The 21,010-nt window shown below is 72.4% G+C and carries 25 protein-coding genes; 13 read left to right on the top strand and 12 right to left on the bottom strand.

Going from position 1 to position 21,010, the window contains the following annotated elements; genetic code table 11:
• Nucleotides 1-11: 11 nt before the first annotated feature.
• Nucleotides 12-833 (top strand): ATP-binding cassette domain-containing protein, encoded by an 822-nt coding sequence (locus tag FHU30_RS34460; protein WP_253881725.1) that lies wholly within the window; start codon nucleotides 12-14, stop codon nucleotides 831-833.
• A 37-nt stretch (nucleotides 834-870) separates the two neighbouring features.
• Here the strand turns inward: FHU30_RS34460 and FHU30_RS34455 are convergent, their stop codons facing one another.
• Complete coding sequence (locus FHU30_RS34455) at nucleotides 871-1,671, bottom strand: class I SAM-dependent methyltransferase (protein ID WP_253881724.1); 801 nt, start codon at nucleotides 1,669-1,671, stop codon at nucleotides 871-873.
• A 54-nt stretch (nucleotides 1,672-1,725) separates the two neighbouring features.
• On the opposite strand from FHU30_RS34455, the gene FHU30_RS34450 reads away from it, so the two are divergent.
• Nucleotides 1,726-2,397, top strand: coding sequence for a TetR/AcrR family transcriptional regulator (locus FHU30_RS34450; protein ID WP_253881723.1), 672 nt, complete (start codon nucleotides 1,726-1,728; stop codon nucleotides 2,395-2,397).
• On the opposite strand, the gene FHU30_RS34445 is transcribed toward FHU30_RS34450, so the two are convergent.
• Both FHU30_RS34445 and FHU30_RS34440 read right to left on the bottom strand, forming a co-directional pair.
• Nucleotides 2,398-3,138: an MBL fold metallo-hydrolase gene (locus FHU30_RS34445; RefSeq protein WP_253881722.1), complete on the bottom strand. Its 741-nt coding sequence runs from the start codon at nucleotides 3,136-3,138 to the stop codon at nucleotides 2,398-2,400.
• Nucleotides 3,139-3,174: 36 nt separating this feature from the next.
• Nucleotides 3,175-3,348 carry a hypothetical protein gene (locus FHU30_RS34440; protein WP_253881721.1) on the bottom strand — a complete coding sequence of 58 codons (174 nt, stop codon included), beginning with the start codon at nucleotides 3,346-3,348 and terminating at the stop codon, nucleotides 3,175-3,177.
• A 196-nt stretch (nucleotides 3,349-3,544) separates the two neighbouring features.
• Here FHU30_RS34440 and FHU30_RS34435 point away from each other — a divergent pair, with 196 nt between their 5' ends.
• Both FHU30_RS34435 and FHU30_RS34430 read left to right on the top strand, forming a co-directional pair.
• On the top strand, nucleotides 3,545-4,564 hold the full coding sequence (locus FHU30_RS34435; RefSeq protein ID WP_253881720.1) for a collagen binding domain-containing protein: 1,020 nt from the start codon (nucleotides 3,545-3,547) through the stop codon (nucleotides 4,562-4,564).
• A complete protein-coding gene (locus FHU30_RS34430) occupies nucleotides 4,561-5,352 on the top strand; it encodes a hypothetical protein (RefSeq protein WP_253881719.1) in 792 nt (263 codons plus the stop codon). Before FHU30_RS34435 ends, FHU30_RS34430 begins: the two co-directional genes overlap by 4 nt.
• Here FHU30_RS34430 and FHU30_RS34425 read toward each other — a convergent pair.
• Nucleotides 5,324-7,324, bottom strand: coding sequence for a hypothetical protein (locus FHU30_RS34425; RefSeq protein WP_253881718.1), 2,001 nt, complete (start codon nucleotides 7,322-7,324; stop codon nucleotides 5,324-5,326). The two genes, FHU30_RS34430 and FHU30_RS34425, sit on opposite strands and share 29 nt — an antisense overlap.
• Nucleotides 7,325-7,333: 9 nt before the next feature.
• Nucleotides 7,334-7,591, bottom strand: a complete 258-nt coding sequence (locus FHU30_RS34420; protein ID WP_253881717.1) for a hypothetical protein — start codon at nucleotides 7,589-7,591, stop codon at nucleotides 7,334-7,336.
• Here FHU30_RS34420 and FHU30_RS34415 point away from each other — a divergent pair.
• From FHU30_RS34415 to FHU30_RS34390, 6 genes are all read left to right on the top strand, one after another.
• Nucleotides 7,590-8,435 (top strand): cytochrome P450 family protein, encoded by an 846-nt coding sequence (locus FHU30_RS34415; RefSeq protein ID WP_253881716.1) that lies wholly within the window; start codon nucleotides 7,590-7,592, stop codon nucleotides 8,433-8,435. The two genes, FHU30_RS34420 and FHU30_RS34415, sit on opposite strands and share 2 nt — an antisense overlap.
• On the top strand, nucleotides 8,390-8,788 hold the full coding sequence (locus FHU30_RS34410; RefSeq protein WP_253881903.1) for a cytochrome P450: 399 nt from the start codon (nucleotides 8,390-8,392) through the stop codon (nucleotides 8,786-8,788). Before FHU30_RS34415 ends, FHU30_RS34410 begins: the two co-directional genes overlap by 46 nt.
• Nucleotides 8,789-9,062: 274 nt before the next feature.
• Nucleotides 9,063-9,596: a DUF1062 domain-containing protein gene (locus FHU30_RS34405; RefSeq protein WP_253881715.1), complete on the top strand. Its 534-nt coding sequence runs from the start codon at nucleotides 9,063-9,065 to the stop codon at nucleotides 9,594-9,596.
• 98 nt (nucleotides 9,597-9,694) lie between these two features.
• On the top strand, nucleotides 9,695-11,968 hold the full coding sequence (locus tag FHU30_RS34400; protein ID WP_253881714.1) for an MMPL family transporter: 2,274 nt from the start codon (nucleotides 9,695-9,697) through the stop codon (nucleotides 11,966-11,968).
• Between the two features lie 5 nt (nucleotides 11,969-11,973).
• On the top strand, nucleotides 11,974-13,158 hold the full coding sequence (locus FHU30_RS34395; protein WP_253881713.1) for a sensor histidine kinase: 1,185 nt from the start codon (nucleotides 11,974-11,976) through the stop codon (nucleotides 13,156-13,158).
• Nucleotides 13,159-13,215: 57 nt separating this feature from the next.
• The gene (locus tag FHU30_RS34390) at nucleotides 13,216-13,989 is read left to right on the top strand and encodes an NUDIX hydrolase (protein WP_253881712.1); all 774 of its coding nucleotides are present in this window, start codon (nucleotides 13,216-13,218) and stop codon (nucleotides 13,987-13,989) included.
• On the opposite strand, the gene FHU30_RS34385 is transcribed toward FHU30_RS34390, so the two are convergent.
• From FHU30_RS34385 to FHU30_RS34370, 4 genes are all read right to left on the bottom strand, one after another.
• Nucleotides 13,986-14,855 carry a hypothetical protein gene (locus tag FHU30_RS34385; RefSeq protein ID WP_253881711.1) on the bottom strand — a complete coding sequence of 290 codons (870 nt, stop codon included), beginning with the start codon at nucleotides 14,853-14,855 and terminating at the stop codon, nucleotides 13,986-13,988. The two genes, FHU30_RS34390 and FHU30_RS34385, sit on opposite strands and share 4 nt — an antisense overlap.
• 80 nt (nucleotides 14,856-14,935) lie before the next feature.
• On the bottom strand, nucleotides 14,936-15,733 hold the full coding sequence (locus FHU30_RS34380) for an SAM-dependent methyltransferase (RefSeq protein ID WP_253881710.1): 798 nt from the start codon (nucleotides 15,731-15,733) through the stop codon (nucleotides 14,936-14,938).
• A 185-nt stretch (nucleotides 15,734-15,918) separates the two neighbouring features.
• Nucleotides 15,919-16,770 (bottom strand): hypothetical protein, encoded by an 852-nt coding sequence (locus FHU30_RS34375; RefSeq protein WP_253881709.1) that lies wholly within the window; start codon nucleotides 16,768-16,770, stop codon nucleotides 15,919-15,921.
• 71 nt (nucleotides 16,771-16,841) lie between these two features.
• Nucleotides 16,842-17,297, bottom strand: coding sequence for a cupin domain-containing protein (locus FHU30_RS34370; RefSeq protein WP_253881708.1), 456 nt, complete (start codon nucleotides 17,295-17,297; stop codon nucleotides 16,842-16,844).
• Between the two features lie 60 nt (nucleotides 17,298-17,357).
• Here FHU30_RS34370 and FHU30_RS34365 point away from each other — a divergent pair, with 60 nt between their 5' ends.
• The gene (locus FHU30_RS34365) at nucleotides 17,358-17,930 is read left to right on the top strand and encodes a TetR/AcrR family transcriptional regulator (RefSeq protein WP_253881707.1); all 573 of its coding nucleotides are present in this window, start codon (nucleotides 17,358-17,360) and stop codon (nucleotides 17,928-17,930) included.
• Between the two features lie 24 nt (nucleotides 17,931-17,954).
• Here FHU30_RS34365 and FHU30_RS34360 read toward each other — a convergent pair whose 3' ends face one another.
• Nucleotides 17,955-18,812, bottom strand: a complete 858-nt coding sequence (locus FHU30_RS34360) for an esterase/lipase family protein (protein ID WP_253881706.1) — start codon at nucleotides 18,810-18,812, stop codon at nucleotides 17,955-17,957.
• A 99-nt stretch (nucleotides 18,813-18,911) separates the two neighbouring features.
• Here FHU30_RS34360 and FHU30_RS34355 point away from each other — a divergent pair, with 99 nt between their 5' ends.
• On the top strand, nucleotides 18,912-19,613 hold the full coding sequence (locus FHU30_RS34355) for a TetR/AcrR family transcriptional regulator (RefSeq protein ID WP_253881705.1): 702 nt from the start codon (nucleotides 18,912-18,914) through the stop codon (nucleotides 19,611-19,613).
• Here the strand turns inward: FHU30_RS34355 and FHU30_RS34350 are convergent.
• Nucleotides 19,584-20,036, bottom strand: coding sequence for a hypothetical protein (locus FHU30_RS34350; protein ID WP_253881704.1), 453 nt, complete (start codon nucleotides 20,034-20,036; stop codon nucleotides 19,584-19,586). The genes FHU30_RS34355 and FHU30_RS34350 overlap by 30 nt on opposite strands.
• Before the next feature lie 106 nt (nucleotides 20,037-20,142).
• Between FHU30_RS34350 and FHU30_RS34345 the strand changes: the two genes are divergently transcribed.
• Nucleotides 20,143-20,547: a VOC family protein gene (locus FHU30_RS34345; protein ID WP_253881703.1), complete on the top strand. Its 405-nt coding sequence runs from the start codon at nucleotides 20,143-20,145 to the stop codon at nucleotides 20,545-20,547.
• Nucleotides 20,548-20,559: 12 nt separating this feature from the next.
• Here the strand turns inward: FHU30_RS34345 and FHU30_RS46515 are convergent, their stop codons facing one another.
• Nucleotides 20,560-20,721, bottom strand: a complete 162-nt coding sequence (locus FHU30_RS46515) for an Orn/Lys/Arg family decarboxylase (protein ID WP_301324103.1) — start codon at nucleotides 20,719-20,721, stop codon at nucleotides 20,560-20,562.
• Between the last annotated feature and the right edge of the window lie 289 nt (nucleotides 20,722-21,010).

The raw sequence follows: 21,010 nt of genomic DNA, 5'->3' as shown, positions 1-21,010 counted from the left end.
TGCGGGAGCACATGGCGGTGCGCATGCGCGAGCGGCGGGACACCGCCGGCCGGGTCCCCGGCGAGGGGCTGCGGGCGGCGGGCGTGACGGTGCGGTTCGGCCAGGTCACGGCCGTGGACGGCGCGGGACTGACCGCGCCGCCGGGCGCGGTCACCGGCCTGCTCGGCCCGGACGGCGCGGGCAAGACGACGCTGTGCGACGTGCTGTGCGGGCTGCGCCGTCCGATGGACGGCAGCGTCCTGCTGGACGGCGCGGACCTGCTGGGCCGCTCCCCCGGCGAGGTCGCCCGGCGCGGCCTCGCCCGCACCTTCCAGCAGCCGTCTCGTCCGCGCGGCCGCTCGGCGCGGCGAACCGTCCGCGACACCGTGCAGGCGGTGGCCCAACAGGAGGTCGCGCGCCGCGAGATCGCCGGACGCGACCGGCTCGACCGGCGCCGCCGCCGCAGCGCCGCACTGGCCCTGACCGGCGAGACCGCCGACACGCTACTTACCCGGCTGGGCATCGCCGGGTTCGCCGACCGCCGCGCGGACGCGGTGCCGGCCGAGGTCGCGCGACTCGCCGAACTGGCGAGCGCGCTCGCGGCCCGGCCCAGGGCGCTGGTGCTGGACGAGCCGTCCGCCGGACTGGGCGAGGCCGCGTCCCGCGCCCTGGAGGTGCTGCTGCGCGACCTGGCCGCCGAGGGCCTCGCGATCGTGCTGGTCGAACGCGATCTGGAGCGCGTCCTGGGCGTCTGCGACACCGTCCACGTCCTCGCGCACGGCCGCGTCGTCGCCTGCGGCCCGCCGGCCGAAGTCCGCTACGACCACTTCGTCCAATCCGCCTGCGTCCCGTAGCCACCGCTCCCGAACGACAGGCGTGTCCACGCTGCGGTCAAGCGCGGGTGGCGCGCAGGGAGTACATCAGCGGGACGCGCGGCCGACCCTCGGAGAACCGGTAGGACGTGCCGCTCTTCTCCAGCGTCTTGTAGCGCGGCCAAAGCGTGTGGTCGTGCTCGTGCAGGAACTCCAGCCGGAGACCGGCGGCGATCACGGCGCTGACCACGTCGCCGACACCGTGCAGGAACTCGATCGAACGGCCGGCACCGAGCGCGGCACCGCCGTCGGTGTATGTGCCTGGCTCGTTCCATTCCTGCGGTGAGCGGTCGAAGTAGTCGTAAGTAAGAACCGTCCCCGTCTCCTCGTCGAGGGTGTCGGCGAACGGATGGAACTCCGCCAAGTACAGAAACCCGCCGGGCTTGAGGAGCGCGGCAACGGTCTTGGCCCAGCGCTCGATGTCGGGCAGCCAGCACAGCGCGCCGAGCCCGGTGTAGACGATGTCGTAGGTCTCGCCGAGCGCCTCGGGCGCCGCGTAGAGATCGGCGACGACGAACCGCGCGTCCAGGCCGGTCTCGTCGGCGAGCTGCCGCGCGGTGTCGATCGCGGGCGCGGAGAAGTCGAGCCCGGCCACCTTTGCGCCGCGCCGGGCCCACGACAGCGTGTCGAGCCCGAAGTGGCACTGCAGATGCGCGAGGGACCGCCCGGCGACGTCCCCCACTTCGGCAGTCTCGAAGTCGCGCAGCGTGTCCGTGCCCGCCCGGAACCCGGCGACGTCGTAGAAGTCGCTGGCGACGTGGACGGGGACGCGCTCGTCCCACATCGCCCGGTTGACGTCCAGGTACTCGTCGTTCGCCACGCGCCCGAGGATAATGACGGCCGTTCTTGACAGCGAACCGATATCCATGAGGCCATGCCTGGAAGGGACGGCGCCGTCGCCGTCCGTGAGTCCGCCCGCAAGCCCGGAGCCTCGATGACCCCGCCCGACCCCGCCGTCCCCGACCGGCCGAGCCCCGTCCGCGAGGCGCTGCTGGACGCCGCCGCCGAGCTGCTGGTCCAGCGCGGCTACCGCGGCCTGCGCATGCGGGACGCGGCGGAGGCCGCCGGAGTCAGCCGGCAGACCGTCTACAACGAGTTCGGCGACAAGTGGGGGCTGGCGCAGGCGGTCGTGCTGCGCGACAACGAGCGCTACCTGGACGGCATCGACCGCGTGCTGGCCGAGCACGACGACCTGTACGCGGCGGTCGCGGCGGCCGTCCGCTACACGCTGGTCACCTCGGCCGACGACCCGCTGAAGAAGGTCGTGCTGACCGGCGCGGGCGGCGACGAACTGCTGCCGCTGCTGACCACGCAGGCCGAGCCGGTGCTGTTCACCGCGTCCGCGCGGATCGTCGAGCACGCCCTGGACCGCTGGCCGCACCTGGACCGCGCCGCGTTCGCCGAGGTCGTCGACGCCGCCGTCCGGCTGACGATGAGCCACCTGATCCTGTCGGACGGCCCGCCCGAGCGCATCGCCGGCTTCGTCGCCCGGATGGTCGTCCGCTACCTGAACCTCCCCGAACCGGACGACTCCCCCGAGGGTTGATCAGCCGCCGGCCCCCTGGGACCGGGCGAGGGACACGGCCTCCTTCATGGAACCGTTCCACGGCTCGCCATGGCCGGGGACGAGGACGTCGGCGTCCAGCCCGGCGAGGGCGTCCAGCGAGGCCGCCGCCTGGGACGGATCATGCGCGAAGCGGTCGGTGATGAGCTGCGGCCCGAGGACGCGCGTGACCGGATGGCCGGTGATCAGCGCATCGCCGGTCGCGACGGCACCGGCGTCCGGCAGGAGAAAGGCGCTATGTCCCGAGGTGTGCCCGGCGCATTCCACCGGGAAGGGCCGTCCGGGCAGATCCAGCGCGCCCTCATTGGGGAACGGCCGCACGAACGGCAGCGCCAGATGCCGCAGCGCCCCCGCCCGGACGATCCGCAGGCTCCACGCAACCCCGCTCGGCCGCCACGCCATCCTCACGATGTCGAGAGGGGTGGCCTGCTCCAGGAACTCCCGGTGGGCGTGCGGCACCTCGCGCGGCGAGGCGTACACCGGCACCCCGTACTGCTCGTGCAACCGGGTCAGCGCACCCATGTGATCGATGTGGGCATGCGTCAGCAGCACCGCGCGCACATCCTCGGGACGCCGGCCGAGCGCGCCGATCGAGTCCAGCACCGCCTCGGTATCGCCGTACCACCCGCCGTCGATCAGAGTCAGGTCATTGCCGTCCCGGACCAGCACCCAGTTGACGTCGGTGCCGCCGACGCAAAAGACGTTCGAAGCAACCTCGCGCACGAGCCAACCCTCCCACCGACCGGCGCTCCAGTCTTATCAGCGGCGAGGCGCCGGACGGTCCCACACCACGATCAGAAACGTCGCGAACGGCCCGAGGAGCAGCGACGCCAGGAACCAGTTGAGTCCGCTGCGTCCCTTGCCCTGCGCGAGCCCCGCGTTGATCAAGCTCAGCGTCAGCCACCCGACGCTATAACCCCCGGTATCGCCCATTTGCCCCCATTTCTCCCTTCGATCCGGGCGAGTGTATCGACACGGGCCCGGGCTCTCTGGTCAAGGCCGCGGTGAAGTCGGCGGCGGCCGGTTCCGGCCAGCGGGGCACATGGCTGGACATCCGGCTCAGGCGTCACAGTGGCGGGTGTCGGCCCCGTGACGCGGGGTGGCCGCTGGTGTCTCGGGAGGCTCGATCGTGCGCAGGGTTGTCGTCGTGGTCGCGGGCGCGGTGGTGACGGTCGGGGGCGCCGGGATCGCGCCGGCGTCGGCCGCGGTCCAGGCCACCCGGGTGTCGCTGTGGACCAACCCGGCCCCGGCGCTGGTCGGCGACGAGGTGGTGCTGGTCGGCAAGCTCGAACGGCGCGCCGGGACGAGCTGGACCGGCCTCGGCGCCCAGCCCGTCCGGCTGGCGGTCACCGACGCCCAGGGCCGCGAGCGCGCCTACCTCGGCACCGTGATCAGCAACGCGGACGGCACCTACACCCGGACCGTCCGGGCGCCGCTGTCCGGATACTGGAGCGCCCGCTACCAGCCCGCCAGCGGCGACGGCTACGGCGCCTCGGCCACGCACACCGCCTGGTACGCGCTGCACTACCAGACCGCGATCACCGGGTACATGGCCGGTCCGCGCGTCGCGGGGCTGGGCACCACCATCACCGTCCAGGGACGGGTGACCCGGCGCGGCGCGACGGCGACCGGGCCGCTGGCGGGCGCGACCGTCGGCCTCTACTGGGCCAAGGACGGCAAGACGTGGCATTGGACGGCCAACACCACCACCAACGGCTCGGGCGGTTTCGTCTTCCGTCCCCGGGTGATGGCCGACGGCTACTGGGCGACCGTCCTGCCCGCCGCCAGCGACAACCTGTCGGCGACCAGCGGCGTGGCCTATGTCGACGGCCGCTTCCGCACGCGGGTGGGGCTGTCGGCCAAGCCGTCGCCCGTCCGCCGCGGCAGCACCCTCACCCTGAGCGGGACGCTGCAGCAGGTCGACGCCACCGGGAAGGCGCATCCGCTGGCCGGACGCTGGGTGCGGATCTACATCCGGACCTCCGGCTCCAAGGTGCGCCTGCTGGGCACCGTCAAAACCGGTAAGGCGGGCACCTACGCCTTCAAGTACCGGCCGTTGACCTCCGCGCGGTTCGAGACCTACTGGCCGGGTGACGAGAACTTCCTCCGGTCGGTCACCTCCTGGCGCGCGGTCAAGGTCCGCCGATGAACGAGATCGACGCGGCGCTGGTCGACCGCATCCAGCGCGAGGTGGTCACGGCGCGCTTCACCTCGCGGTCGATGCTGCAATGGCGCTTCGGGCTGTCCGGAACCGACGCCGAACGCGTGCTGCAGGCGCTGGAGGCGCGCGGCGTGGTCGGCCCGGCCGGCCCCGACCTGCACCGCGACGTCCTGGTCCCCGCCGACCCCAACGCCGAGTTCTGGGCGCAGGACGCCGACCCGGCCGAGGAATGGTGGACGAACCTGCCGCCCGCCGACACCGAGGTCCCCGGACTCATGCAGACCGCGCCGGCACCGGGCGTCAACCAGGCCGCGCTGGTCACCGTCCCGCCGCTGCTCCCGCCGGACGAGCCGTGGCGCGTGCCGAGCCGTCCGCGGCACCGCCGCTCCCGCACGGTCGGCCTGGCCGTCGGCACCGCGACCGGCGCGGCGGCCTGCGGGCTGGCGGCCTGGCTGATCCTGGCCCAGCAGTCCGACGTGTCCGCCGCGCCCACGCCGACCCAGGTCACCGTCACCACCACGGTCACCGTGCCCGCGCCCACCCCGTCCTCGCCGTCCCCCGCGCGTCCTTCGGCGTCACCGTCGAGCGCGTCCCCCTCGCCGTCCAAGGACGACACCGAGGACAGCCCGCCCCCGACCCGTCCGCACCCCCGGCAACCGCGTCCGGCCTACACCCCGCCGCACACCCACCGCCCGCAGCCCACCACCAACCGCGGCTGGTGCCCCATCCGCGACTCCAACGGCAAGGTCATCGGCTACGTCCGCTGCCCGGGCTGAGCTCCTCCAGCAACTGCCGGGCCAGGGCTTGGTCGCCGTCGTCGGCGTCGGCGTTCTGGACGAAACGCTCCAGGGCTTGGGCAAGTCGGGGTTGGGTTCGACCGGTGGTCTGGAGGGCCTCGGAGGCGTCCAGGAGGACGTTGAGGTGCGGGGCGTCGGGGTTGTCCAGGGCATCGGCGAGGATGGTGAGGTCGTCGGGGGCGGCGACCTTGAGCGCTGACAGGGCCGTGAGGTGGTTGGCGGTGGGGCCGTATTCGCGGCTCAGTTCCGGACGCGACGCCGGTCCGCGCAGGATCTCCCCGACTCGGGTCAGGACGAGGTCGCGCGCCGGTTCGCGGGCGGCCTCACCGCCACGCGCGACGGCGCCGTCCGCGTCCCACCAGTGGTCCAGGGCGATGCCGACGGCGGCCTCGTCGCCGCTGTTGAGCAGGGTGCGCATGGCCTGGTGGTAGGAGTCGTCCATCTCGCGGCGGCGCAGGCGGCGGTGGGCCTGGCGCAGGTCCGGGTCCGGGAGGCGGTGGCCTGCCCAGTGGACGCTGTGCGGCTTACCGAAGATCATCTCGGCCGGGTCCTCGCCCCAGGGGCGGTGCGCGGAGCGTCCCTCCCAGGCGTCCGCGGCGGCTTCGAGGACGGGACGGTGGCGGTCCAGCGCTCCGGTGCGCACCAGGTAGAAGGCCGCGTGCGCCTGCACCTTCGGCTCCTCTTCGCGCAGCGCGCGCAGCAGGAACTCATCGGCCGCCGCGCCGAGGCCGTCCGCCAGGATGCGGACCGCCGTCTCCTTCGCATGCCGCCCGGCGGACGGATCGAAGAGCACCCCGCCGGCCGCTTCGACGAGTCCGGCATCCGGGGTCTCGGACTTGCCGAAGACGCCGAGCGCCACCCACAGGGCCTCGTGCCGGACGGTGTCGGAGTCGGTTCGGCTCAGGACGTCCACGACCAGGGCGGCGTCGGACGCTTCGGCGTGCTGGGCGGCGATCATGTTCAGGGCGCTCACCTCGGCCGGGGAGATCCGGCGGCGCAGCACCTCGCGGGCGCGCTCCAGCACCTCGGGCAGGCGCGCCTCGGCAAGGTCACCGTCGTCCAGGGTCTTGCGCAGGCCCTCCCAGGACTCGTAGTGGTCCAGCGCGATGCCGATGGCCACCGGGTCGTCGCTGCGCAGCAGCGTGGCGAACGCCTCCAGGCAGGTCTCGTCGTTCAGCGGGAACATCAGCTCGTCGTGCGCCGCCCGGAGGTCCGGATCGTCCAGGTTGGCGTCCTTCCAGTACGTGCTGTGGAACCCGGTGAGCGCGTCGCGGACGTGACCGGCCCACGGGCTCGCGTCCGGCGGCCAGGAGTCGACGAGCCGGCGGAGCCGCGCGCGGTGCGCCCGGACCTTGCGCGGCGAGCTGAGCTGCAGCGCGGCCGAGACCTGGACGCTGATGTCGGCGGACTCGGTCAGGCCGACGATCAGGGCCTCCGCCTCGGGGGTGTCGACGTCGCCCAGCGCGCTGATCGCGCGCTCGCGGTCCCGGGCGTCCAGCGTCTCGTCCAGGGCGACGGCGCTGACGGCCGCCAGCAGCCGCGGGTTCGGCTCCTCGCCGTCGGCGAGTGCGGTGGACGCGGCGGACAGCGCGTCCTCGCGGAGGCCGGGGTCGGTGGCGCGTTCCAGGACGGCGGCGATCCGTTCCGCGTCCTCGTCCTCGCCCAGGTGCCACAGCATGGTGAGGGCCCACGGGACCGGGTCGGCGCGGTCCTCGTCCTCGTCCTCGTCGTCGGCTGCGGGGGCGGGGGCGGGCGCGGGCGGACGGTCGAGGATGTCGCGGGCGACGAACAGGACCTCGTTGTCCAGCGGCCGGTACGGGTTGTCCACGCCCCACCGGGTGTCGGCCTGCGCCTGCTGGTAGTCGCGCAGGGCGTCGGTCACCACGTCCATGTCGCCGCTGTGCAGGCGCGCGCTGAACTCACCGAGAATCGTCGTTTCGCCGTCCGGCATGGGACCTCCTTAATGATCAGCTCGACAGACTGGCAGAAGCGGCCGCGCGGCGTCCTCCCGATTTCCGGACAGCATCGAAAAGGCGTTCGCGGCAAAGGCGTAGGAGGAGGTGAAAGACGGGTTAGAGAAGCCTGCCTTGTTGCGGCGGTACGGCGCGGCTAGCGTGATGATCAGAGCGATTTGTTCAGGATTGCGCGATTCGTCCTTTTGGCCTTTGACTCGGTCCCGGGCCGACCCGCCGTGCACGACCCCGATGGGATCCGCCATGCCCGAACTCCCCGCTTTCCCCTTCCCCACCGACCACGCCCTGCGCCCGTCCCCGCGGCTCGGCGACGCCCGCGGCGACCGGGCGCCCGTCCTGGTCCAGCCGGCCTACGGCGCCCCCGCCTGGCTGGTCACCCGGCACGCCGACGCCCGGCACGTGCTCAGCAGCCCCGCCTTCGGGCGCGACCCGCGGCGCGCCGGCATCGCCGACGAGGACATCGCCCGCATCACGCCGGTCGACATCACCGTCCAGACGATGGTGAGCACCGACCCGCCCGACCACACCCGCGTGCGGCGCTTCGTCTTCCACACCTTCACGCCCCGCCGGATCGAACGGCTGCGGCCCAGCACCGAGCGCATCGCCGACGCCCTGGTGGACGCGATGGTCGAGCAGGGCCCGCCCGCCGACCTGTTCGAGTCCTTCGGGCTGGCGCTGCCGATCCAGGTCATCTGCGACCTGCTCGGCGTCCCGACCGCCGACCGGTCCCGCTTCACCGCCTGGACCGACATCCTCATCGACGCCGGCGGCCTGTCCCCCGACGAGGTCCTGGCCAGCATCGACGAGATGAACGACTACCTGGCCGACCAGGCCGACCGGCGCGTCCAGAACCCCACCGACGACCTCATCGGCGCCCTGGTCCGCGCCCGCGTCGAAGGCGACCGGCTCAGCCGCGACGAGATGGTCAACCTGATCCGCACCCTGCTGGCCGCCGGGCACGAGACCACCGCCTCGCAGATCCCCAACTTCGTGTTCCTGCTGCTGCGCACCGGGGATACCGGAAGCTCGCCGCCCGCCCCGAGCTGGTCCCCTCGGCCGTCGAGGAGCTCCTGCGCTACGTCCCGCTGATCGCCCAGGGCTCGTTCCCCCGCTTCGTCCTGCGGGAGACCGAGGTCGGCGGCGTCAAGATGCGCCCGGGCGACCAGGTGCTGGTCGAGCTGTCGGCCGCCAACCGCGACGGCTCGGTCTTCCCCGACCCCGAGACCCTGGAGATCGCCCGCGCCGACAACCCCCACCTCGCCTTCGGCTTCGGCCTGCACCGCTGCGTCGGCGCGTCCCTGGCCCGGATGGAACTCCAGGTCGCCCTGTCCACCCTCACCCGCCGCCTCCCCGACCTGGACCTCGCCGTCCCCGCCGACCAGATCCCCTGGCACCTCACCCGCTTCGTCCGCCGGCCCCGCGCCCTCCCCGTCACTTGGTGACCCTTTGGCGCCCGCGGCGGCCGCGGAAATCACGTTGAGAGTTCGTGCCGTATTGCCGTAGGTTGCGCGCAGCCCATCGCCGTGAGGACAGAGGACAGAACCGCGTGACCCCGCCTGCTCTTTAGACCTGACACGTCTTTCCGCTCACCTGTAGCCGACGCGCACGTCGGTTCTGCCGGGCTGCCCTGGAGCACCCGGTCATCCAGCGTTCGAGGCCGCGCACAAACGGCCTCGTGTCAGGTCTTGAGGGCTCATGTCTTCACATGTTCATATCGTGCTGCCCTGGGTCGTCCGGCGAACCCGGCTGCCTCTGGTCTCGGTGCGCTGCCCGGACTGCCGCTCGGGGTCGGCGACCACCGGTGACGGCCGGTTCCGCGTCAACGCCAACGGCAAGCTGCTGGACGTGTGGCTGCTCGTCCGCTGCGTGTCCTGCAACCGGACGATCAAGCTCACCGTCCACGACCGCGCCCCGGTGCGGTCCTTCGATCCGGCCGCGCTTCGCGGCTACCGCGTCAACGACCCGGGCCTGGTGGCGTCCACGCTGCTGGACCCGCGGCTCGCCCAGCGCAACCGCTGCGCGCTGGACTGGGACGGGTCGTGGCGGCTGGACGCCGCGTCGCCGTGGATCGACGAGGGCTGGCCGGTCCAGATCGGGGTCGCCTTCGCGGACCCGGTTCTGGTGCGTCCAGAACGGCTCATCGCGCAGGGGCTCGGCCTCAGCAGGAGCCAGGTGCTGCGCCGGATCAAGTGCGAGACCCCGTTGCGCCGTCCGACCAGCACCGGATTCACCTTCACCGTGATCCCGTAGCCGGCTTGCACTGAACCTCGTGTCCACCGGTCGGTGGACACGAGGTTCAACCGGTCGAGCCTGTCGGGGCCCGGCGCGCCGCCAACAGCATTGGGGGCATGACGAAACTCCCCCTGCGGGTGGCTCGATGGAGTGCCGGGCATCCCTGGCGCGCGATCGCGGGATGGTTCCTGTTCGTGGCGCTGTGTCTCGGCGTCGGCATGGCGGTCGGTGGGCACGCCGCGACGTCGGAGGACTTCCGCATAGGCGAGGCCGGGCGGGCGGAGTCCCTGGCGGCCGCGGGCGGACTTGAGCAGCGGGCGGTGGAGCGGGTGCTGATCACCGCGCGGCCCGGCGGCGGGCCGCTCGACCGGCACGCGGCGGCCGCCGCCGCGCTGGACGTCGTCCACCGGATGAAGGCGCTGCCCGAGGTGGACGCGGTCTCGGCGCCGGTCCGGTCCGCCGACCGGACGGCGGTCCGGGTCGACGTGACGCTGAAGGGCCCCGAGCTGGACGCCGAGAACCACCTCGCCCCGCTGCGGGCCGAGACCGCGCGGGTCCAGGCGGCCCGTCCCGGGCTGCGGATCGAGCAGACCGGCGGCACGTCCATCGGCAAGGCCGTGGACGGGCTGCGCGACCGGGACCTGTCGAAGACCGAGCTGATCGCGCTGCCGATCACGCTGGTCACGATGCTGCTGGTGTTCGCGTCGGTCGCGATGGCGCTGATGCCGCTGCTGCTGGCGGTCTCCTCGATCGTCGCGGCCGTCGGACTGTCGCTGCTCGCCTCGCACGCCTTCCCCGACAGCGGGGTGGGCGTCAACATCATCCTGCTGATCGGGATGGCCGTCGGCGTCGACTACACCCTGTTCTACCTCAAGCGCGAGCGCGAGGAGCGGGCCCGCGCGGACGGCGCGCTGAGCCCGCGGGCGGTCGTGGAGCTGGCCGCGGCGACCTCGGGCCGGGCGGTGCTGGTGTCGGGGCTGGCGGTCATGGTGTCCAGCGCGACGCTGTACCTGGCCGACGACGTCATCTTCTCCTCCATCGCCACCGCCGCGATCGTCGTCACCCTGGTCGCGGTCGCCAGCTCGATGACCGTCCTGCCCGCGCTGCTGGCCAAGCTCGGCGCCCGGGCCGAGCGCCGCCGCGCGCGCCGTGGCGACCGTCCGACCAGGTTCGCCTGGACGGCGCGGACGCGGCGGACCGCGTCCGGTGGCGGGCCGGTCACCTCCGCCCTGCTGCGCGCCACGGGCCGGCATCCCGTCGCCACGCTCGCCGCCGGGGTCGTCGCCATGCTCGCGCTGGCCGCGCCGCTGCTCGGTCTCAACCTGACCGACATGGGCCCGGAGACCTACCCCCGGAGCCTGCCCGCGATGCAGGCCTTCGACCGGCTGAACCGGGCGTTCCCCGAGCTGAAGGCCACGAACCGGATCGTCGTCCGCGCCGATGCCGGCAGGAGGGACGAGGTGACCGCAGCGCTCCGCGATCTCGCCGCGCGGGCCGAGTCCGACCCGGACATGGCCGGGACGGCGCGACTCCGCACCTCGCCGGACGGACGGGTGAGCCTGCTGGAGCTGGCGGTGCCGCACTACGTGAGCGACAAGGCCGCCCTGCGCTCCCTGGAGACCGTCCGGAAGCGGCTCCTGCCGGACACCGTCGGCAGGCTGCCCGGCGTCGAGGCCGCGGTGACCGGGGATGTGGCCCGCTACGCCGACTACCCGGAGCACCAGAAGCGGAAGCTGCCGCTCATCATCGGCGCGCTGCTGGCGGCGACGTTCGCGATGACGGTCTGGGCGTTCCGCTCGGTGGTGCTCGGCCTGGTCGGCATGCTGCTCAACCTGCTGTCGGCGGGCGCGTCGCTCGGCTTGCTGGTGCTGGTGTTCCAGGGGCGCTGGGCGGAGGGGCCGCTCGCCTTCCACTCCACCGGCTCGGTCGGCTCCCGCGTCCCGCTGCTGCTGTTCGTGATCCTGTTCGGCCTGTCGATGGACTACCAGGTGTTCGTGATCAGCCGGATCAGGGAGGCGGCGGCGCGCGGCGTGCCCGCCCGGCAGGCCGTCCTGGACGGCATCGGCGGCTCGGCCGGGGTGGTGACCAGCGCGGCCTTCGTGATGGTGACGGTCTTCGCCAGCTTCGTGCCGCTGCACATCATGGAGATGAAGCAGATGGGGTTCAGCCTGGCGGCGGCGGTGCTGCTGGACGCGTTCGTCATCCGCGTGGTGATCCTTCCCGCGTTGATGCTGCTGCTCGGGGACGCCGTCTGGTGGCCGTCCCGAAGCATGCGCCGGACGCAGGGCGGCACGCACCGGACGCAGGACGGCACGCACCGCACGCAGGGAGGCACGCGCCGGACGCAGGGTGAGGCGGGGACCGGCCGTCCGCCGGCGAAAGTAGGCTGATCGGCATGATTCCGGCGCCGCGGCCGACCGACCGCCCCCAACTGGGCAGGCTGCACCTCGGGTACTCGGTTCTGTGGCTCGTCTTCGGCCTGGTTCCGCCCGCCATCGGGGTGGCCGACCGTTCGGCCGCCACGCGGTCGTGGACGCTGGCGCTGCTGGCCGCGCTCGGAATCTGCTACGTGATCGTCCGGTGGCTTCCCCGGAACCCCGTCCTGGGGCCGCGGGTGTTCCTCGTCGTGCTCGCGGCCGGCCTGGGCGCGCAGTCGTACGCGCTCAAGGGCGGCGCGGCGATGTTCATCATCTCCCTGCCGCTGTTCTGGATCCTCGCCGGGAGCGCGCGGCTCGCGATCGCCCTGAGCGGTGCCGCGGCGGCGGCCACCCTGCTGGGCGGGGCCGCCGGCGACGGGTTCGGCAACGGCAACGCCGTGTTCACCTGTATCGGTTACGTCGCGGGTGTCCTGGTCGGGCTGCTGATGCACTGGTACATCCGGCAGAGCGACGAGCGGGCCCGCGCCCTGAGCACCGAGCTGGAGGAGACCCAGCGCCAGCTCGTCGACGCGCACCGCCGCGAAGGCGCCGCCCGGGAACGCGAACGGCTCGCGCGGGAGATCCATGACACCCTCGCCCAGGGCTTCGCGTCCATCATCGTCCTTGCCGAGGCCGCCCGCGCCGGCATCGACGCCGACACCGCGCGCAGTTCCCAGCAACTGCTCTCGATCGAACGCACCGCCCGCGAGAACCTCGCCGAGGCGCGCATCCTGGTCGGGTCGGCACCGCGCGCCGACCAGGGCTCGATCGCCCAGACCCTCCGCCGCACCCTCGACCGCTTCGCCGAGGACACCGGACTGACCGTCCACGCGGAGCTGGACGACATCGACGTCTACCAGCAGGCCCGGATCGCGCTGCTGCGCTGCACCCAGGAGTCGCTGGCCAACATCCGCAAGCACGCGGACGCCACGACCGTCGGCCTCGTCCTCACCCGCGAGCCGCACGGCATCGAGCTGGAGATCACCGACGACGGCCGCGGCTTCACCGCCGGCACCCCGCGCAGCCCCGACTCCCCCGGCGGCTTCGGTCTGGACGGCATGCGCCACCGCCTAGCCGAACTGGGCGGCGCCCTCACCATCACCAGCGCCCCGGGCGAAGGCACCCGCATCCACGCCCTGATCCCCCCAGACGAGAACCTCTGACCCGCTCCGCGGCCCGCCTCAGCGCCGGGGGGACCAGGGCGTTGATAGCTTCGCCGGGTGGACACTCCGCAGCATGTCGTCGCCGCAGTGGTCTCTGCGGGGGGAGAACTGCTGGTGCGGGCGACGCGTCTTGAGCTGCCCGGTGGGCGGATTTTCGACGACGGGCGCGAAGAGGCGCTGGTCCGGCTCGTCCGCGAGCAGATCGGCGTGGACGCGGTGATCGGCAGCCTGCTGCACATCACCGCCGTCCACCCCTACTGGACCTGCTACCTCTACCTGGCGCGCGCGGCGGACGATTCAGTCCCCACCAGCGCACAGACCTTGCCCCTCACCTCCGACGCCCTGGCCGCGGCGGAACTCGAACCGGCTCCGATGGCGGAGCTGCTACGCGCCGATCTCCAAGCCGGACGCGACCTGTTCTCGCTTCCCGATCTGCGCGACCGCCTAGCAAAGCCCGAACCGGGACGCTTCACCGAATTCAACGCGTGGGCGGAGACCGAAAGCGGCGCGGGCGCCGTCGAAGCGGCCCTGACTGACTGGCTGCCGGTTAGCATGCTGCGGCTCCGGCCGCGGGTATTCGGTTCGGATGTCGTCTATGAAGACGACACGCTCTACCTTTACGTCGAGGAAGCCCCCAACGGGCAGGGGCCGCCGCCTTTCAACCTCCAGGGGGAGCTTCGCCAGGGCCCGGCGACCGCTCGCGACCGGCTTGCCGACCTGGCCCGCTGCTGCCGACGGCACGGCGTCCGGCTGTCGGGCGAGTACGTCGAGGTCGACGAGGCCGGAGACGAGATCGGGCCGGAGCAGGCCCTCCCGCAGGACGTCCCCTAACCCGAATGGTCTTCCAGCATGACGTCGAGCCGTTCGCGGAGCAGCGGGCGGCCGAGGTCGTCGTAGGCGCGGGCCCACAGCGGGTACAGCTCTGGGATGCGCTGCTCGTCCTCGTGATAGGCGGCGGTGAGCCCAAGCAGAGCACTCGCTGGCCGGCCTGCATCGAGCAGCCGGGAGGCATCGTCCAGGATGGCGTCGATCTCCCCGGTGAAGCGGGGGTATTCGTCGGCGAAGGCGTCGTGCGGCGCGAGGACGCCGATACCGATGCCGGACGGGTCGGGTTCGTGCCGCCAGCCGGTCGGGGCCGCGAGGTCGAGTGGAATCTCGGCATCACTGCCGTCCGGACTCACCCCGTATTCAGGACGAGGTTCAAGGCCCAGTTCGGCGGCCAGCCGCGCCACCTGGGCCTCGCGGTGCTCTCCCCCGCTGCGCAGCGCCAGCGCGAGCAGGAAGGCCAGGCCGTCCATTGTGTCGCGGCCGATGACGCCCGGCTTCTTATGCCCGAAGGACGCGACCGGGTGATCCGTCCGGCCGAGTTCCGGCGCGGGAACCACCCAGCCGATATAGGTGCCGCTGCCCAAATCCGCGAACGGCAACAGCTCGGGCACCGACCAGAACGGCACGATGTGTCGGCGGAACACACCCTCGGGATAGCAGTCCTCCCAGCCGTCCGGCGCCTGCGGCACTTCGCAAAGGTCGAACGGCAAAGCGAAGCTCCCTTGCACGCGGTAAGGGTCGTACAAGCCTTCCTCGTACAGATCCGTCCCGAGGAAGCCCTCTTCCCACGCAATATCAACCACCTTGGCCAGCGCAGGCGGAGTGGGAAAGGGGAACAGGTCGTCGAGCCAGCTCGGCGGAGGCGTCATGAAGGAGGAGTGTCGCAGCCGCCGGTGACGTTCTTCCGCGTCGAAAAGCAGCGCGGAAGAACGTCAGGCGGTCGCGCTGGTCAGGGTTTGCGGCCTACGCCGCCGGTCATGAAGCGGACGTCGACGGTGCTGGCGTCCAGGACGGGCTCCTCGGGGCGCCACAGCGGGAGCGGGACGAGGCCGGGCGGCAGGATCTCCAGGCCGTCGAAGAAGGCGGCCAGCTCGGCGGGGGTGCGGACGCGGCCGGTGCCGAGTTGTTCCAGGAGCTGCTTCTCCAGCGCGACGGACTCGGGGGCGTCGCCCAGGCGGGTGAAGTTGGTGATGAAGAAGTAGGAGCCGCTGGGCACCGCGTCCCGGAGCGTCCGGACGATCTGGCCGGGGTTCTCGTCGTCGGCGAGGTGGTGCAGGATGCCGGCGAGGATGATGCAGACGGGACGGTCGAAGTCGATGAGCGCGCGGACCTCGGGACGCTCGAGCAGCTCGGCGGGCTGCCGGATGTCGGCGGTCACGACGGTGGTGTTGGCGTTGTCGGCCAGGATCGCGCGGCCGTGCGCCAGGACGATCGGGTCGATGTCGACGTACACGACGTGCGCGCTCGGGTTGGCCTCTTGCGCGACCTCGTGGGTGTTGCGGACGGTCGGCAGGCCCGAGCCGAGGTCGAGGAACTGGGTGATGCCCTCGTCGGCGGCGAGGTGGTGGACGACGCGGTGCAGGATCGCGCGGTTGTGCAGGGCGATCTCGCGCAGCTCCGGCATGATGGCGAGGCTGGCCTCGGCGACGGCCCGGTCCACCGCGTAGTTGTCCTTGCCGCCCAGCATCACGTCGTAGACGCGTGCCGCGGTAGGGACGCCGATGGGGATCTGCGGGGACTCGGCCATGTGCACCTCGGAGTTCGGGGAATTCGCCTCCATATCGTACCGTCGCCGACCCGCCCGAATCGCTCCGGAAGCCTTACGCCACAGGCGTTTGCGCGCCCTCGCGCGATCCCGCCGCAGGTGAGCGCCCCGCCCCGGACGATCACGCTCGTGATCTTCGTCCGAGACCACGAGCGTGTCGCCACGCCTCACCCCAGGCAAAGGGCGTAGACGGTCCCCGTCGGGACGGTGTTGATGTTGGCGGCGTACACGTAGGCCCCGTTGTAGCCGACGCTCCCCAGCCGGAGGGTGGTGATTTCAGCGGTGCTCTGGTCGGCCCACAGACCGGCCGCCGTCGCGACGGTTCCGGATGGGCAGATAGCGTTCTGCTGTGCGGCGAACGCGTCGCCGATGGTTCCGCTGGGCGCGAGCGACTGCGTGATGACCTGGGCCCGCTCGGCCTGCGCGCACAGGGCCGCGACGTACACCTGCTGGTCGGACGCGCTGTTGTTGCGCAAGGCCACGGCCCATTCATTGGTGCCGAACGGGAAGTCGCCCCATGTCGTGACTCCCGGGCCGGTCGCGACGAACTCTCCGGACAAGGCGGTCTCGCCGGACGGGCACGCGGCCCACGGCAGCTTGGTCCCGCCGGGACTGATCGTCCCCTGGTTCCCGAAGACGTAGTGCAGGGAGGAGGGGTTGATCCCGTGCGCGCTGAGCGCGGCTGAGGTCGCGCAGAGTCCGTACTCGGTCACCACGTCGTCCGGGGCGGCTCCGGTGCCGCCGGGAATCCAGGGCGAGGTGTTCCCGAAGTAGGAGAAGGTCGTCAGCCGCCGGTACGGCGAGATGCTGCCGCTGTAACCGCTGCTGATGGGGGTCGTCCCGCCCGGGCAGGTGATCGGGACATACGCAGAGCCCTTGAACGGCACCGTGTGGTAAGGCGACGTGACGGCTTGGAAGCCGGTGAGGTCGGCGCGTGCGGGCATCGCGACCGCGATGCAAGCGGCGAGGACGCCGAGGACGGTTGCGACCCTCAGCAGAGGGTTCGAACGGTGTTGCATGGGGGTTGCCCCTTCCGCTTCGTTGACGGAGATGGAAGCGGGGTGTGGAGACGGCGCTGCGCGGGACGAGGTCAGATCCATCCCGCGACGCCGTCGAGCGGGGTGGTGTCGTGGCGGCGTTGGATTTCGGCGATCACGGCGGGGTCGAGGGTGGTTCCGGCGGGGAACGCCTCGGCGAGATCGGTGAAGTAGCCGTCGAGCGCGTGCGGTGTGTCCACCTGGAGCAGCGTGGCGGGACGGTCGCCGCCGTTGGCGAACGCGTGGACCAGACCACGCGGGACGAACGCGAAGTCTCCGGCGGTCAGGCGCAGCGTCCGTTCTCCGAGGAGGATCTCCAGGCCGCCCGCCAGGAGGTACCAGACGTGGTCGACGCCCGCGTGCCGGTGCGGCGGAGGACCGGGGAAGCCGGGCGCGAACTCCATCTCGACGACACCGACGCCGCCGGATTCGGCGCCCTGGAGTTTCACGGTGTTGCGGGTGGGGCCGACGACCAGCGTCCGGCCCTGCCCCGCCGGATGGACCAGCATCCCGGGCCCCCTCCTGCTTGACACCCTGTCAAGCAGGACCGTACGACTATGCTTGACAGGGTGTCAAGAGGTGACCCCGCGACCCGTGCCCGCATCCTCGACGCCGCCCGCGAACTCCTGGAGGAGGCGCCGGGCGCGCCGATCTCCATGGGCGAGGTCGCCCGGCGCGCGCAGGTGTCGCGGCAGGCGTTGTACCTGCATTTCGAGGATCGCGCGACGCTGCTGCTGGAGGTCGCGCGCGCGGCCGACGCCGCGGCGCGCACACCCCGGGAGCAGGCGCGCATTGACGATGCGCCGGACGGGCTCAGCGCGCTGCGCGAGGCGGTGGCGCTTCAGAGTCGGCTCAAGCCGCGGCTGCACGGCATCGCGACCGCGCTGGACGTCCTGCGGCGCAGCGATGACGCGGCCGAGGCCGCCTGGCGGGAGCGCGAGGAGGGGCGGTTGCGCCGCTGCGAGCAGGTCGTCGCGCGACTGGCGGCCGAGAACCGGCTCGCGGAGCGCTGGAGCGTGGAGGACGCCGCCCGGCTGATGTGGGCGCTGACGGCGCAGCATGCCTGGGAGGACCTGGCCTGGCCGGCCGACCGCTACACCGAGCAGGTCACGGCCCTGCTGGAACGCGCCCTCCTCCGCTGAGAGGAGGGCGCGTCCGGCTGAGGGTCAGAAGCCGAGGCCGATGGTGCAGGTGACCGGTCGGGTGTGGGCGGGGTCGAGCGCGTTGGCGATCAGTTGGGCGACGCCGGAGTCGTAGGCGAGGCCGATGTGGCCGACCGGGTCGTTGGGGCAGGTGTCCTGGACGTAGGCGTTGGTGACGCCGGGCTCGCGGACGAAGGCGGTGTCGTTGGGCGTGACCAGCGCGTCCGAGTGGGACGCCAGGACGGTGTAGGTGACGCCGGGCTGGGCGATCGGCCCGGTGGTGAGCTTGGCGACGGACGCGCCGCCGGTGACCAGTTCGGTGCAGGCCGCGCAGCCGGCGGCCTGGAGCACCTGGTTGACCTGGGGCATGATGCCGAGCTTCTGCGCGATGGTGACGAGGTTGGCGAAGGTCGTGCCGTGGGTGGGCGGGGCGAGTGCGACGACGCGGTCGATGCGGTCGGCGCGTCCGGTGAACTTGGGTACGTAGAGGGACTGGAAGCCGCCTTCGGAGTGCCCGACGAGGTCGAGGCGGTCGGCGCCGGTCGCGGCGAGGATCTGGTCGATGGTCCCGGCGATCTCCTTGGCCGACTGGTCGATGTGGACGAAACCGCCGACCGGGATGGGCGGCAGGGCCTCGCCGTAGGTCGGCGCGAACACGCAGTAGCCCTGCCCGGCCAGGAACGGGCCGAGGGACAGGAAGTTGCCGGGTCCGTTGCCGCCGAGGCCGTGCAGCAGCAGGACGGGCCGGGGGTGCGCAGCCGAGGGGCGGCAGTTCCAGTCGTTGAAGCCCGAGGACGAGGCGGAGGCGGCGGGCACGCCTCCGACCAGGGCGAACACGAGTGCGGCGCAGGCGAGCAGGGCGCGGGCGAGGGGTGGGCGCATGGCGGGACCTCCGGTGGTTCGGTGGTGGCCCGCCGATTACAACACGATGCCTTGTTAGCAACAAGGATGCTTGTTGCTAAAACCGGGTACGGTCGGCGCGTGGCACGTTCCCACCTCCCGACCGACGCCCCCTCCGGAACCGGCGGCGCCCCGCGGGCCCGCCGCATCCGCGGCATGGACGCCGAGCAGCGGCGCGCGCAGCGGCGCCGCCAGCTCCTGGACGCCGCGCTCGACCTGTTCGCCGGCCAGGGCTACGCCGCCACCTCGATCGAGCAGCTCTGCCAGCACGCCTACGTGGGCACCAAGGGCTTCTACGAGGTCTTCGAAAGCCGCGAGGACTGCTACCTGGCCCTGCTCGGCGACATCACCGAGCACGCGCAAGCGCAGGTCACCGAACGCTTCGAGGCCCTTGCCGCGGACGCCGAGCCCGGCCTGGACGCCGAGCGTGAGCTGGTCGTCGCGTTCGCGCACGCGATGGTGGACGACCCGCGCCGCGCCATCGTGACCTTCGGCGGGGCCGCGGCCGTCTCCCCCGCCATGGAACGCCGCCGCCGCGAGAACCGCCGCTGGGCCGCCGCCTTCGTCGAGTCGGTCTGGCGCCGCAGCGGCATGCCCGCCACCCGCGCCATGGCGACCGGCCTGGTGGGCGGCCTGTTCGAGCTGATCGCCGACTGGCTCCTGGACGCCGACCCCGCAGACCCGGACGCCGTCCAGACCCTGCTGAACGATTTGACCGCCTTCTACGAGACCGTCCGCGCCGGCCTCACCGCGTCACGTCCGGATGCTGAGCGGCACCCATGACGGCCACCAGGGCGGACGCCCTTGCGGGCATCGCCGCGACACGTCCATGGGCCCGAGGCCGTTGTTGAGGGCGTAGTCGCCCCAGAACGCCAGTCCCGCGAGCAGGAATGCGCCGGCCAGAGCCGCCGCGACCCGGACGGATCGCGGCCGTCCCCGCGTCAGCCGCATGCCGGCGGCCCCGCCGATCACCAGGCAGAGCGTGTAGCCCGGCAGCCGGAAGAACAGCAGCCCGAACCCGAGCCCGAACGAGTCCCCCGAGTCGACGACGGCGCCGGCCGCGAGGCCCGAGCAGTACGTCCAGCCTCCGATGATGTCGCGGTTCTGCAAGGCGCCCAGCGCGAAGCCGCCCAGCAGCGCCGCGCCCGCCGCCGCGCACCCCGCAAGGCCGCCGCGCCCGCTCCGGGCCGAGGACTCAGCGGCCATGGGACGTCCTGAGCTCCGTTACCACCGGCAACCTCCCGCCACCCATGTTTGGGATGGTGGACGTCCGGCACCGGTTCCGATCACGTGCTCGGTTACGCTGCCGGACATGCGGATGCTGCATCTGGGGCTGCGGGTCAGCGAGATCGAACGGTCGCTCGCCTTCTACCGCGCGCTCGGGTACGCCGTGGTCGGGCGGGTTCCGGACACGGCGTTCGGGAGCCTGACGATGCTGCGGTTGCCGGACGATCCGTTCGTCAGCCTTGAGCTCGTGCACGATCCCGCGCGTCCGGTCGGCGACACCGGCGCGGTGAACCATCTCGTCGTCCAGGTGGACGACCTGGACGCGGTGATCGCCGACCTGGCGGGCAAGGGCGTCGCCGCCGAGCCGCCCGCCGAGCCGGGGCCGGGCATGCGGACGTCCTGGATCACCGATCCCGACGGCTACCGGATCGAGCTGGTGCAGTGGCCGCCCGGCCATCCGGCGGGCATGACGCCCGCGGACTTCGCCTGACCGGCGGCGGGCTCAGGTCTCGATCGTGACACGGACGGACGCCAGGGTCGAGTCGGCGGCGTCCGGGACGGACATGCCGGCCCGCACGCCCGAGCGCAGGTAGTCCAGCACGGGCCGCTCGATGCGTTCGCCCGGCATGACGGCCGGGATGCCGGGCGGGTACGGGGTGAGCATCTCGGCGCAGACGCGGCCGACCGCCTCATCCGCGGGGACCTGCTCGGCCGGGCCGAAGAACGCATCGCGCGGAAGGGCTGCCTGGTCGAGCCGCAGCTGCTCAGGCGTCGGCACGTCAACGGCGGGCGCGCCGCGCAGCGTTCCGGCGCTGGACGACAGGTCGCGCAGGGCCGCCAGCAGCGCGTCGGCGGTGGCCTCGTCGTCGGCGAAGGTGAGCTGCGCGCTGATCCGGCGGTGGTCGGAAAGGTGCAGGTTGACGGCGTGGTGTTCGCGGACCCAGTCGGCGGCC

The organism is Actinomadura rupiterrae (assembly GCF_024172125.1).
Lineage (GTDB): Bacteria > Actinomycetota > Actinomycetes > Streptosporangiales > Streptosporangiaceae > Spirillospora > Spirillospora rupiterrae.
This window is presented reverse-complemented; position numbering and strand designations above follow the sequence as displayed.